The organism is Ensifer sp. SL37, from assembly GCF_026672675.1.
GTDB classification, from domain to species: Bacteria; Pseudomonadota; Alphaproteobacteria; order Rhizobiales; family Rhizobiaceae; genus Ensifer; species Ensifer adhaerens.
The window spans coordinates 1191538-1204297 of sequence record NZ_JAPPRN010000001.1 but is presented as its reverse complement, the minus strand read 5'-3'; the positions used below and the strand labels follow the sequence as shown (position 1 = coordinate 1204297).

Sequence of the window (12760 nt, the reverse complement as noted above, 5' to 3'; positions counted from 1 at the left end):
GTTTTCGGATGCCGCTACACAAGGAGAAAACCTTGAAAAAACGCCTGTTTCGACTGACCGTCCTGTCGTTGTGCGGCCTGGCAACCGGTGCTGGGGATCTCTCCTTTGGCGGTAGTAACGATGGCAATTCAACCGTTCGCTTTGCCTCAATCAGTCAGGCCCAGGCGGACGACGACGATGACGATGGTGGCGGTGGCGGTTCGTCCCGCGGCTCAGGCGATCGCGACTCAAGCAACACCTGGCGGGGAGGCGGCAATCTGCTCGATCTCTTCCGCGGAACGCCGGAGCGCCGCGTCGTGCGCCAGCGTCCGGCAGCGCGCCGGGCAACCCATGTTCCCGGTGAAATCATCGCGCTCGGTCTCAACGATGCCGCCATCCAGCGCCTTGCGGAAAGCGGCTTCACAGTGCGTGCACGAGAGCCGTTCGGGCTTTCGACGACAGAGATCGTCAAGCTCGGCGCCCCCCGCGGCATGACGCTCGAGGATGCCCTCCGGCAGGTCGCGGATGCGACGCCCGGAGCAATCGCCGATCTCAACCATTATTTCGAGCCGAACGAAGGCACCGCCTCACCGGCTCCCTGCGCCGACGGCGGTTGCGCGCTCGTCCGCACCGCCATCGGCTGGCCCGACGCCAGCGCCGCGTGCCCGGCTGCCGGTCCGATCGGGCTGATCGACACGGCGATCAACCCCGCCCATCCCTCACTGAAAGACGTCAGGCTCGACATCGTCAGGCTGGCGGAGGAAGAGGCACCGGAATCCGGCCGCCAGCACGGAACCGCGGTCGCAGCTCTCATTGCCGGGCGGAAGGACAGTCGCGCGCCGGGCCTGCTCGGCAATGCCCACCTGATCGCCGTCGACGCCTTCCAGCGTAAGGGCGGCGAGAGCGATATCGCCGAGACCTACGATCTGGTACGCGCCATCGATCTGCTGGCCTCGCGCAAGGTCGCGGTCATCAACATGAGCCTCTCCGGGCCACACAATCTGCTGCTCGAAAAGACCGTCGCGCTTGTCGCCGAGCGAAACATCATCCAGGTGGCGGCGGCAGGTAATGACGGCCCGCGGGCTAAACCCGTCTATCCCGCCGCCTATCCGGCGATGATCGCGGTCACCGCGGTCGACCGCAACTTCAAGCCCTATCGCCGCGCCGGGCGCGGCGACCATATCGATGTCGCAGCACTCGGCACGAGTGTCTGGACGGCAGCCTCGATCGAGGGGGCAGCGCCCAAGACCGGCACATCCTTTGCCGCCCCCTTCGTCACGGCTGCCTCCGCCATTCTCAGGGCCTCGCATCCGTCGCTGTCGGCCCAGGAAGTTGCAAAACTCGTCACGGAGACGGCGCAGGACCTCGGCGCGCCGGGCAAGGATCCCGTGTTCGGCTGGGGCGTTCTCAATGCCCGCGAGCTCTGCCGCTCGTAGCAGCGTCGAGCGGGCAGCACTGAACTACGGCTTTTGCCAATCCATGACCAGGAACGGGGGGACCCTTCTAAAGAGGTCCCTTTGTTCCGGTTCGCCGCCACGCGGCAGTGGTTCGTCGAAATAGCGCAACTGCAGGCCCGCTCCCAGCAACAGCGACATGTAGGTGCTGAGCGGCCGGTGCCAGTTCATGACCCGAAGATCGCCCCAGCCGATCCAATCGGACCGTTCATCCATGTAGTGGTCGATCATGAAACTGCGCTTGCCATCGCCGCCATCGCGCCAGCCGGTCGGGTTGCTGGCGCTGTAAAAGCTGGTCAGGTTCGCGATCAGCAGATGACCGCCCGGGCGCAGAACCCGGTTCATCTCGCCAACCGCCGCATCCAGATCGGCGATGTCGATGAGGCTGAGATAGGCAACGACCAGATCGAAAGTCTTCTCCGCGAAAGGCAGTCCTTCGGCCTGTGCGATGCGATAGTCACCATCCGGATGCAGACGCCTCGCCTGACTAACGAGCGACCCGGCGGGATCGATGCCGACGGTGCTCAGCCCCTCCGCCGAAAGCAGCCGGCAGAACCGCCCCTCGCCGCACCCGACATCGAGGACAGCCCTTGCCCCGCTTTGCCGCGCCCTTTCGAGCATGGGCGCATCGAGGACGAAGCGCCGCGCAAAATCCCCCTCGGCGCCCAGCCCGGAAATCCAGGCAGCCGCCGACTCCTCCCATCCATTTGACATTTTACGTTTGGTCCTCGTGATCCGTCCTGCGTTTACGGAGACTGCGAGGACAACCTTGGCGATTGCATGACGTAGCCGCCGCGCGGCTCCGGCGGGAGACGGCAGCGCCGCCGGCCCGCCAGAGTGTGGCCGTTTTGTCAGGCAGCCAGTCCGCGTTCGTTGAGCAGCATGCCGACGCGCACCATGCGCACGGCGTCTTCCGCGGCGCGCACGAGCAGTTTCGGTGCCGCGTTGATGGCATCGTCGAGGGTGCAGGGCGCCTTCAGGATCGAGGCGAAGGCGTCGATGCCGTGCTCGAAATTGAGGGTCACGCCCTTGCCGATCGTACCGGCGAGAGCGATCACGGGGCGGCCCGCCTCCTTGGCCCTGTGCCCGACCTCGGCCGGCACCTTGCCGAACGGCGTCTGCCCGTCGAGGCTGCCTTCGGCGGTGATCACCAGATCGGCCCTGGCGATCATGCTGTCGAGATCGAGATAGCGCATCACGATGTCGTAGCGCGGATGCAGCGCGCCGCCGAGCAGCCCCATGACCGCCGCCCCGAGACCACCGGACGCGCCCGCTCCCGCTACGTCGCCGACCGCGATACCGGTTGCCGTCTCGATGGCTGCGGCATAGGTCTCCATCGCAGCCGCGAGCAGTTCCACCTGCTCCGGCGTTGCGCCCTTCTGCGGCCCGAAGACACGGGCAACGCCGCGTGCGCCGAGCAGCACATTGTGCCAGTTGACGGCCGCGTCGATGCGAACCTCGGCGAGGCGCGGATCGCGGCCCGAAATGTCGATGCGCGCCAGCGACGCCAGTGCCGCACCGCCGGGCGCAAGCGGTTTGCCCTTCCGGTCGAGCAGCTTCACGCCCAAGGCTGCGGCCATGCCGGCGCCGCCATCGTTGATGCCGCTGTCGCCGCAGCCAAGCAGGATACGGCGGGCGCCGGCGTCGAGGGCCGCCCGGATCAGCTCACCGACGCCGTAGCTGGTGGTGAGGCAGGGGTTGCGCCGATCGCGCGGGACCAGTCGCAAACCGGCGGCCGCGGCCATTTCGATGACGGCCGTGCGTTCGGACTGCCCGCCGAGGAAACCGAAATGCGAGGCGACGGGTTCGCCGAGCGGGCCGGTCACGGTCAGTTCGTGCAGGCTGCCGCCGGTGATAGCGACGAGCGCCTTGGTGAAGCCTTCACCGCCGTCGACCATGGGCACCTTGAGGACCTCGGCGCTCGGGCAGGCGCGCAGCACGCCCTTCTCGATGCAGTTGGCAGCTTCTTCCGCCGACAGGCTTTCCTTGAAACCGGACGGTGCAACCAGAATGGTAAGTGACATGTGACAATCTCCTTGCACTTTTGTGACAATGCGGATGCAAGGGAGAAACGGCAGCTCGCCACGTTTATTCCGGCCGAAATGCAGAATTCTTTCTTTTACGAAAAGAAAAAGAAAAGAGCCGAAGCGACAGACGCTTCGGCTCTTAAAATGACATTATATCAGTTGCTTATCGTCATGTTTCCAACCCGACTGCAGGCCAGATCACAAGCGCGAACAGGGCAAGCAACGCGATGAACGGGAGCGCCAGCATCAAGGCCAAGCGCAGGAGATCGGAAGGGCTGAAAGCGGGTGGTTCCATACCTCCGAACAGCGCTACGGGCTTCGCCGAAACCATCAGCGTCTGGCAAAAGCCACTACCTATGGCTGTGACCATGATGAGGCTGGCGGGGCTGACCCCGAAGCCCGCCAGTGGCAGCGCAACGGCCGGAATGAGCACTGTCGCGCGAGCCGTTCGCGAGGCAAGGACGATATGGGCAAAGGTCGCGACCGCAATGGCGAGAAGCACGACCAGCCACGCCGGCGGCTTGCCGATCTGGCCGAAGGCACCGATCAGGCGATCGGCAAGTTCCGTCGCCGTGCCGGTCGACAGCAGCGCTTCGCCGATGACGAGCGTGCCGGCAAGAAACAGAAGCAGGTTCCACTCGACACCCTTCAGCGCCTTGCGAAACGGCATGCCGGAGATCTTTTCCGACGCAAGGACAAGAGCGCCGACGAGTGCCACCACCGGCAGCGCGATGCCGTGCAGGTCCGAGGTCGCGAGTGCTGCGACGATCGCAGCGGTCACGGCAAGGATTGCCTTGTCGCGCGCCGAAAACGGACGTTTCTCCGTAGGCGCGGCCGGCAGGTCGAAGCGCGAGTTCCGGTCGGCATCGTCGAGGAAGAAGCGCAGGATCAGGCCGCAGGCAAGGAGGCTCGTCAGCAGCGCGAAGGGCGCGGCAAGCAAGGCCCAGCCGAGAAAACCCGGCGCCTCACCGCCGCTGCGGCGAATGAAATCGACGGCAACGAGATGGGCGCCAGCGCCGGTCAGCGAGGCGGCCGCCGAAAGCAGGATCACCGACGGGAACAGGAGGGCCAGCGCGCGGGTGACGCCAGGGCGGCCGATGGTCGAGGCAAGCCCCAGGAAGACCGGCATGAAGATCGCCGCCCGCGCCGAGGTCGAGGGGATGACGAAGGCAGTCACGAAGATCGTCAGCGTCACCACCCAGAACAGCCGGCTGACATCGCGGAAACGGGCAAGCAGCCGGAAGGCGAGCCGCTCAACGAGACCAGATGCCTGCAGCACCGCCGCGATCACCGATGCCGCCATCATCAGCCAGACGATGTCGTTGCCAAGCGCGGCATAAACCGCCTCTTCGCCGACGGCGCCGGTCACGGCCAAAGCCGCCGCCCCGGCAAGCGCCACCGGCGTTTCCGGCAGGTCGAAGATCGTCCAGCAGATCAGCGTCGTCGCAAACACCATCAGCGAAAGGCGCATCGGCAGCGCCAGGCCGTCGGCCGCGAGAAAGATCAGGACGGCGGCAAAGGCGACGAGCATTGCGCCGGCGAGCAGGCGCACCTGGCTCACCGGCATATGGCCGTCAATGCGTTCGGCTACCGCCGCGTTCAGGGTGACGAGGTCTTTTTCCGAAGCGATCAGCGGGCTGATGGTCATAGCTACGCTCCCTTTTTGCTGGCCCAGGCTCGCGCGGCAACCGCGCCGCACGAAAGCCACCGGGCTGATTTCGTGGGAGGGCAAACGGGGTGTCGGGCGGTTTATTCCGCTCGTGCCCGACAATTTTCGGCGCTGGAGGCCCGAAAGCCCGAATTGAGCGAGATCAATGCCTGTTCTCCTGACAGGCAGAGACTGGTGCCAGATGACCTCTTTCAAAAGGAGAGTTTCATGTTGATCAGGGAAATGTCGCGGCAGGAATGCATCGACCTCGTCGCCGAGAACCACATCGCCCGCCTCGGGTGCGTCCGGGATGGCCAGCCCTATGTCGTGCCCATCCAATATGCTTTTGCCGCCAACAGGCTCTACGGCTTTTCGATGCCCGGGCAGAAGATCGACTGGATGCGGGCCACTCCCCGCGTCTGCATTCAAATGGACACGGCAACGGACCGGAAGGACTGGCGAAGCGTCGTCATCTACGGCCGCTATCAGGAACTGCCGGATACGAAACAATGGCATCGCGAGCGCATGAACGCCTGGTCGCTTCTCGAACAGCGCGTGAACTGGTGGGAACCGGGCGGTCTGAAGCCCGGCGATCAGGCAATTACCGGCGCCTCGCCGCATCTCTTCTTCGAAATCGAGATCGATGAGGTGACCGGGCGGGCAGCCACTGTGGGTTGATGACCGTCGGCGCGCAGTCAGATGGCTGCGCGCTCGGCCGTGCCTGTCAATGGGCCATCAGCACGGGTACCACTGCGTTTTCGAGCATCGAGCGGGTGACGCCGCCGAAGACGCGTTCACGCATTCTGGAGTGGCCATAGGCGCCCATGACGATCAGATCGGCGGCCACGTCGGAAGCGAAGCGATTGATCACGTCATGGACCCGATGCCCGCCGCTCGGCAGCCGCTCGACGGAAACCGAAACGCCATGCCGGGCAAGGTAGCCGGCGATATCGGCACCGGGTTCCTCGCCGTTCTTGCCGTAGGCGGAACGCGGGTCGACCATCGTCACGTGGACGATCTTGGCGCCCTTCAGCAGGTCGAGCGCTTCGCGTACCGCACGGGCCGCTTCCAGCCGGGAGTTCCAGGCAAGCACCACCGTCCTCGGATCAAGCCGCGCGGGCTTGCCCTTGGGCAGGACGAGGACCGGTCGCGCGGAGTTGAACAGCGTCCCGTCGATGGTGCGCGACCGTAGCTCCGGGTCCAGCATCAGGCCGTCGCCCACGAGCGTCAGGTCGGCATAGCGTGCGCGCTCGCCGATCTCGTCATCGGCCCAGGCAGCCTCGGTGTATTTCGTTTCGACGCTGAACGAGATGCCTTCCCGGGTGAGAACGTCGGTTGCGCTTGCCACGCAGGATTCGAGCTTGTCGACCTCGCGCTGACGTTCGTTCAGCCAGTCAATCGAGATGGCGGCGGCAAAATCGCCGATCGGCGGAGAAGCGGCGAGCTTGACGATCAACAGGGAGAGGTGAGCGTTTGCCGAAGCGCAGACCTGTGCCGCGGCACGCAGATCGTCTGCGGAATGATCGACGCCGACCACGGCGAGAATTGTCTTGTATGTCATCGCGTTTCCTCCTCGCGACCGGACTTAAGAACTGAGTCAGCCTAGGCAAATGCGCACCCGGCGACATTGATCCCCGTCAACCGGGATCATGGAGGAAAGCGTATAATTATGGGGGGCTCTACGCGCAGGCGTCTACGCCGACCGCCCTCGTTGCGGGCGGGCCGGCGAAGACGGTCATTGCCTCCGCCGCCCAATTGCTCCGCAAACTCGGCCTCACGGCCTCGACCGCGCGGGCCTGAACTTCAGTCGTCAGGCACCCCGGCGCGCGACGACCGGCACGTAATGTTCGAGCTCCGGCGCCGGGAAGTTGAGCGTCGCGTTGATTTCTGCCGACCGGTAAAGCCCCATCAGCATCTCGACGACAGCAAGGCCGTCCTCGAAGGTTTCGAGCGGCTTTTCGCTCTTGCGGAAGCACTCGACCATGTGGCGGTTTTCGTCGGTATAGCCGTAGACGCCGGCCTCGTCCTCGAGCACCGGCATCAGGCCCTGCTCGGCATTCTGCTTTTCGACGAGATCCTCGCCCTCCGAGCCCTTGACCTCGCGCGACATGAAGATCTTCAGGCCGGTAGAGAGCGAATTGTATTCGAGCGCATATTCCGGTCCGAGCAATTCGAGCTGGATGCGCAAGCCGGCGCCGACATAGGCCCAGGAGGTGGTCGCCTCGATCATCAGCTCGTTGCCGTCCTGGTCTTCGAGCGTCACCGTGGCGCGGGCAAAATCCTCGGACGGCCGGTTGCGATAATCGACCTCGTTGCCGAAGCGATTGCGCAGTTGTTCGGCATAGTGGGGACGCGTCCATTTGAGGTTGGCGACGGTGCCGTTTACCGCCTTGATCTTCAGCGAATTGCGCGGCGCACCGGGCGCCGTCAGCAGGTAGCGCGCGACCTCGACGCTGTGGCACATCATGTCCGAAAGCACGCCGCCGCCCTGCTTGTCGCCCTGCCAGAACCAGGGTTCGTGCGGGCCGGAATGTTCCTCGGCCGCGCGCGCCAGATAGGGGCGCCCGGTGGTCGTCGCCGCGCGCCGCCAGATGATTTCCTTGCCACGCAGCACCGGCGTGCAGAAAACCTGGTTTTCCAGATAACCGTGGTTGAGGCCGGCATCCTCGGCCAGCGACAGCATCTCGCGGGCTTCGGCAACCGTGCGGGCAAGCGGCTTTTCGCAGGCAACGGCGAAGACCTTGCTGCGGCCGTCCTTGACGGCCTTGTGCAGCGAACGCATGACGTCGATGCGGGTGTAGTTGGGCGAAAGGATCCAGACCGCGTCGACGTCATCGGCAGTCAGCAGCGCTTCCAGGCTTTCATGCGTGCGGCAGCTGCCGAGACCAAGCGCCTCGACCTCATTTGCAAATTTCTCGCGGTTCTCGGCCTTGCGGCTGAAGACGCCGGTGACCTCGACATTACGCACGCCGATCATCGATTTCAGATGGAAATGGGCGATGAAGCCCGATCCGACGAAACCCACGCGCAGCGTCTGCTTCGGTAGCTGTGTCATTCTCTTCTCCCATTGATCGATTTTGGTAACGGCGGGGTGCGGGCGGAAAACCGCACGCGGCTTTCCTCGTCCCACCTCCGGCTATTTACGTGGCGGCGCGGTGCTGCCACGGATGTTGAGCGTGGTCGGCAGGACGATGGCCGGCTCTGCGGCGACGTCACCATCCGAGAGGACGTTGAGAAGCTGCGACATCGCCGTGCGACCGATGTCGGCGCGCGGCTGGCTGACGGTCGTCAGCGGCGGATAGAAGGCCTTGCTGAGATAGAGATCGTCGAAGCCGACGACCGAGACGTCGCCGGGCACCTCGCGGCCAAGCCGCCGTAGCGCATGGATTGCGCCGTAGGCCATCTCGTCGTTGGCGGCGAAAATCGCGGTCGGCGGCTCCGGCAGGGCGAAAAGGTCCGAGGCGCAGGCCTCGCCGCTTTCGAGCAGGTAGTCGCCGCGCACCTCGTACCCCTCGGGGACCGCAAGGCCGGCCGCTTTCATGGCGGCCCTATAGCCGTCGCGGCGGTGGAGCGCCATGACCTCCGGCAGGGGACCAGCGATATGGGCGATGCGGCGATGGCCGAGCGCGATCAGATGGTCGACCGCAGCCTCAGCGGCGGCGACGTTGTCGATTTGCACATGCGGGAAGCCGGACCCCTCGATCATTTCGAGCGCGATAACGACAGGCAGATGCGAGAGATCGGCGCTTTCGCCCGGCTCAGGCGGCGGCAGCTTGCCGGTCATCAGGATCATGCCGTCGGCATGGCCGTCGCGCAGCATGTTGAAATACTCGACCTCGCGGTCCGGGTCGTTCTCGGTGTTGCCCATGAGGACGGCGTAACCGGCCTCGCGCGCCGTCGCCTCCACGCCCTTCAGGATCTCGAGGTAGAAGGGGTTGCCGACGTCGCGCACGACAAGCAGTACCGACATCGACCGGCGCGTTCGCAAGTTGCGGGCGCTGACATTCGGGCGGTAGTTGAGCTCGCGCGCCAGCGCGTTGATGCGCTGGCGTGTCTCGTCCGTCACCAGCGACGAGCCGCTCAGTGCCCGCGAAACGGTCGCAACCGAGACACCGGCGCGTTCTGCGATATCCTTGATCTTCGGCCGCTCGCTCATGCGCGCATCGCCCTCCCGCGGCCGTAGAACAGCATGAGCAGCAGCAGCGTCGCGCCGAACACCATCTGACGGCCGGACTCGTCGATGTTCACCGTCGTCAGGATGCCCTGGAGGATGACAAGCAGCAGCGCGCCGGCCATGGTCCCGGTGTAACCGCCCTTGCCACCGGCAAGCGACGTGCCGCCAAAGACGACCGCGATGATCGACGACAGCATGTATTGCTCGCCGACATTGGCGAAAGACGATCCGGAATAACCGAGCAGGCAGAGCCCGGCGATCGCGGCGAACATGCCCGAGATCATGAAGAGACCGATGCGCATGAGCCGAACCGGCACGCCGGCCATATAGGCCGCGTGCTCGTTGGAGCCGATCGCGTAGATCCGATGACCGAAGACGGTGCGGTTCAGCATGAAGGCCATGAACAGGCCGATCACGATCCAGAGCCAGATGATGCCGGGAATGCCGAGCGCCAGCGGCTGGGTCACGAAGGCGGAGAGGCCGGGCGCGGCGCGACCCGAGGGAATGCCCTGGCGGATGACCACCAGCAGGCCCTGCAGCACGCCCAGCATGCCGAGTGTCATCACCAGCGGCGGGATGCGCAGAAGCGTGACGCCGAGGCCGTTCAAAAGGCCGAAGAAGGCGCCGGCCGCCAGGCAGGCGAGCACCGCCGGCAGGATGCCGCCATCGGCACCGTTCATGACATTGCCGGCGATGATCGCCGAGAGCGACACGACGCCGCCGACGGAGAGGTCGATGCCCTCGCGGCCGCCGAGAATGACGACGTTCTGGCCGGCGGCGACGATGCCGAGCAGCGAGGCGACGATCAAGAGCCGGAGGATCTGATCGGCCGAGGCAAACCCCGGCGACAGGCTTTGGCCAAGATAGAGCAGCGCGACGATGAGGATGAGCGCCACGACCAGCGGCTGTTTGAAGAACGACGTAACCGAGCTCATGCGCGTGCCCTCCGACCGGCGAGCACGCCGGCCATCAAGACGATCAGAATGGCGAGGCCCTGGACGAAGTTCTGCCATTCCGACGGCGTGCCCATGAAGAAGACCAGGGAATTGACGAGGCCGATCGTCAGGGCGCCGAGCAGAGAGCCGACCACCGTCGTCCAGCCGCCGGCAAGCGCACTGCCGCCAAGCACGACGGCGGCGACGCTGTAGAGCGTCATCTTGCCGCCGACCAGCGGATCGCCGCTCGCTGTATCACCCGTGAGGCAGAAAGCGGCAAGCGCCGAGAACAGCCCGCACAGAAGGTAGCCCTTGATGCGGACGGAGACGACCGGAAGCCCGGTCTGATAGGCGGCCTGCTGGTCGTCACCGACGGCCAGCAGTTCGGTGACGATGCGCGTGCGCGACAGGAAGTAAAGCAGGACAGCCAGCGCCGCGAGCACGTAGAAGACGAAGGGCACGCCCAAGAGGCGGCCGCCATAGGTGCGCCAGAACAGTGCCGGCGCCGGCGTACCGGCAACGGGCATGACATAGAGCGCCAGCCCGGTGAAGAAGATGCTGGTCGCAAAGGTGGCGACGATCGCCTGCAGCCGAAGTGCTGCGACGACCAGTCCGTTGACCAGCCCGCAGGCAAGTCCGATCAGGACGCCGAGCGCAAGTGCGAGCAGCACGGCACCGGCGCCGCCGCCCCAGCGCTCCATCAGGACGACGATCGCGACATTGACCAGCGACAGCGTCGCGCCGGCGGAAAGATCGATATCGCCGGCGGAGACGACATAGGTCTGCGCGATCGCCAGCATGATCAGCGCCATATAGGTGCTGAGCAGACCCGTCAGCGAGCGGTAGCTCAGGCTGTTGGGCGAAAAGAGGCCGTTCAGCGCCAGCAGCACGATGAGGATGACCAGCGCCGGCAGGAAGGGGTAGCGCTCGAGCCAGGAGCGCAGGCCGCCGCTCCTGGGAGAGGAAATGTCTGTCGCGGTCGATGTCATCATGCGGCCTCGTATGCAGCCTGGTAGAGATTGTAGCGGGTGCGATCGTCGCCGGTCAGTTCGCGCGTCACCGAGCCGCCGTTGAAGACAAGGATGCGGTTGGCATTTCCGAGCAATTCGGCGTCCTCGGACGAATAGAGCAGGATGCCGAGGCCTTCGGCCGCAAGCTGGCGAATGAGCGCAAAGAGATCGGCCTTGGCCTGGAGGTCGATGCCCTTGGTCGGGTCGTCGAGCAGCAGCACGTCGGGCCGATCGATCAGCCATCGGGCGATGATCACCTTCTGCTGGTTGCCGCCGGAAAGCGAATTGATCGGATGGAAGAGGCTCGCAAACTTGGTGTGCATCGCTTCGAGCGCCGGCATCACCTTGTTCTTGAGGCTCGAGGGCCGCGCGAGCATCAGCCGGTCGCGAAGATAATGGATCGGCGTGACGTTCTCGATGATCGGACGGCCGCTGATGACGCCGTCGCGACCGCGGTCGCCGGAGACATAGGCGCAGCCACGGCGAATGGCGTCGCGCGGGCTTTTGGCATCATAGCGTTCGCCGCCGATCGTCACCTCGCCGGATGAAACGGTGCTTGCGCCGAAGATGGCCCGCAGCAGCGCCGATTGCCCCTGCCCGTGCAGCCCGCCGAGCCCGAGGATCTCGCCCTTTGCCACCTCGAAGCTGACATCGCGAAAGCCCTTGCCCGAGAGGCTACGTACGGAGATCGCCGTCTGCGCGCCAGTTTCCACCACCGCTGGTGCCGATGACCTTGCAGCCGGCATGTCGCTGGCGCCGCCGACCATCAGCCGGATGACCGTTGCCGGGTCGGTCTCGGAGAGTTTCAACGTCTCGATGGTCTCGCCGTCGCGGATGATCGTCACGCGATCGCCGATCGCGGTGATTTCGTCCATACGGTGCGAGATGAAGATGATACCGCGACCCTGGCCTTTGAGATCGCGCAGGATCTCGAAGAAGCGATCGACCTGGGCGCGGTCAAGTGCGGAGGTCGGCTCGTCGAAGATCAGGATCGGCGCTTCGCTGGCGAGCGCCTTCATGATCTCCACCAGTTGCCGCTGGTCCGCCCGGAGGTTGCCGACCAGGGCCTCCGCGTGGAAACCTTCGCCGGAGACCTCCGAGAACAAGGCGATGTAGCGCGCCGCGCGCGCCTTCATTGCCGCCCGGTCGATGAAGAGGCCGGCCTTCACCGGCAGGGCGGAAAGGCAGATGTTTTCCTCGACCGACCGGTGGCTGGCGAGGCTGAGTTCCTGGTAGAAAATGCCGATGCCGGCGGCGCGTGCGGCTTGCGGCCCGGAGATCGTCACGCGCTTGTCGTTGATCAGGATCTGGCCGCCATCCGGCCGCACGCTGCCGGCGATGATCTTGCACAGCGTGCTCTTGCCGGAGCCGTTGGAGCCCATCAGCACATGCACTTCGCCGGCAGCGATCTCAAGGTCGCCGCGGCGTAGCGCCAGCGTTGCGCCGTAAGCCTTGCTCACGCCGTTCAGTCTCAGTTTCGACATCGGCTGTCGTCCATTTGGTTGCTTGCCGCATCTTCAGGGATGCTCGCGC

11 protein-coding genes are annotated in these 12760 nt (G+C 65.1%); 2 read left to right on the top strand and 9 right to left on the bottom strand.

Annotation, left to right across the window (positions count from 1 at the left end; all coding sequences use genetic code 11):
• The first annotated feature begins 32 nt into the window (after nt 1-32).
• Nucleotides 33-1415: a S8 family serine peptidase gene (locus OVA00_RS05440; protein WP_246812548.1), complete on the top strand. Its 1383-nt coding sequence runs from the start codon at nt 33-35 to the stop codon at nt 1413-1415.
• A gap of 24 nt (nt 1416-1439) precedes the next feature.
• Here OVA00_RS05440 and OVA00_RS05435 read toward each other — a convergent pair whose 3' ends face one another.
• From OVA00_RS05435 to OVA00_RS05425, 3 genes are all read right to left on the bottom strand, one after another.
• Nucleotides 1440-2147 (bottom strand): class I SAM-dependent methyltransferase, encoded by a 708-nt coding sequence (locus OVA00_RS05435; RefSeq protein WP_060530419.1) that lies wholly within the window; start codon nt 2145-2147, stop codon nt 1440-1442.
• 137 nt (nt 2148-2284) lie between these two features.
• The gene (locus tag OVA00_RS05430; RefSeq protein WP_034805670.1) at nt 2285-3457 is read right to left on the bottom strand and encodes a glycerate kinase family protein; all 1173 of its coding nucleotides are present in this window, start codon (nt 3455-3457) and stop codon (nt 2285-2287) included.
• Nucleotides 3458-3629: 172 nt separating this feature from the next.
• Nucleotides 3630-5108 (bottom strand): SLC13 family permease, encoded by a 1479-nt coding sequence (locus OVA00_RS05425; RefSeq protein WP_268088295.1) that lies wholly within the window; start codon nt 5106-5108, stop codon nt 3630-3632.
• A gap of 228 nt (nt 5109-5336) precedes the next feature.
• Between OVA00_RS05425 and OVA00_RS05420 the strand changes: the two genes are divergently transcribed.
• Nucleotides 5337-5786, top strand: a complete 450-nt coding sequence (locus OVA00_RS05420; protein WP_034805669.1) for a pyridoxamine 5'-phosphate oxidase family protein — start codon at nt 5337-5339, stop codon at nt 5784-5786.
• Nucleotides 5787-5832: 46 nt separating this feature from the next.
• Here the strand turns inward: OVA00_RS05420 and OVA00_RS05415 are convergent, their stop codons facing one another.
• The 6 genes from OVA00_RS05415 to OVA00_RS05390 all read right to left on the bottom strand — a co-directional run bounded on the left by OVA00_RS05415 (nt 5833) and on the right by OVA00_RS05390 (nt 12711).
• Nucleotides 5833-6669 carry a universal stress protein gene (locus OVA00_RS05415; RefSeq protein WP_060601710.1) on the bottom strand — a complete coding sequence of 279 codons (837 nt, stop codon included), beginning with the start codon at nt 6667-6669 and terminating at the stop codon, nt 5833-5835.
• A gap of 249 nt (nt 6670-6918) precedes the next feature.
• Entirely contained in the window at nt 6919-8163 is a 1245-nt protein-coding gene (locus tag OVA00_RS05410) for a Gfo/Idh/MocA family protein (RefSeq protein WP_268088292.1), read from the bottom strand.
• An 81-nt stretch (nt 8164-8244) separates the two neighbouring features.
• Nucleotides 8245-9264, bottom strand: a complete 1020-nt coding sequence (locus OVA00_RS05405; protein WP_034805663.1) for a LacI family DNA-binding transcriptional regulator — start codon at nt 9262-9264, stop codon at nt 8245-8247.
• Nucleotides 9261-10217 carry an ABC transporter permease gene (locus OVA00_RS05400; RefSeq protein WP_034805661.1) on the bottom strand — a complete coding sequence of 319 codons (957 nt, stop codon included), beginning with the start codon at nt 10215-10217 and terminating at the stop codon, nt 9261-9263. The genes OVA00_RS05405 and OVA00_RS05400 overlap by 4 nt, the downstream gene beginning before the upstream one ends.
• Nucleotides 10214-11206 carry an ABC transporter permease gene (locus tag OVA00_RS05395; RefSeq protein WP_268088506.1) on the bottom strand — a complete coding sequence of 331 codons (993 nt, stop codon included), beginning with the start codon at nt 11204-11206 and terminating at the stop codon, nt 10214-10216. The genes OVA00_RS05400 and OVA00_RS05395 overlap by 4 nt, the downstream gene beginning before the upstream one ends.
• Entirely contained in the window at nt 11206-12711 is a 1506-nt protein-coding gene (locus OVA00_RS05390) for a sugar ABC transporter ATP-binding protein (RefSeq protein ID WP_268088287.1), read from the bottom strand. Before OVA00_RS05390 ends, OVA00_RS05395 begins: the two co-directional genes overlap by 1 nt.
• Nucleotides 12712-12760 lie beyond the last annotated feature (49 nt).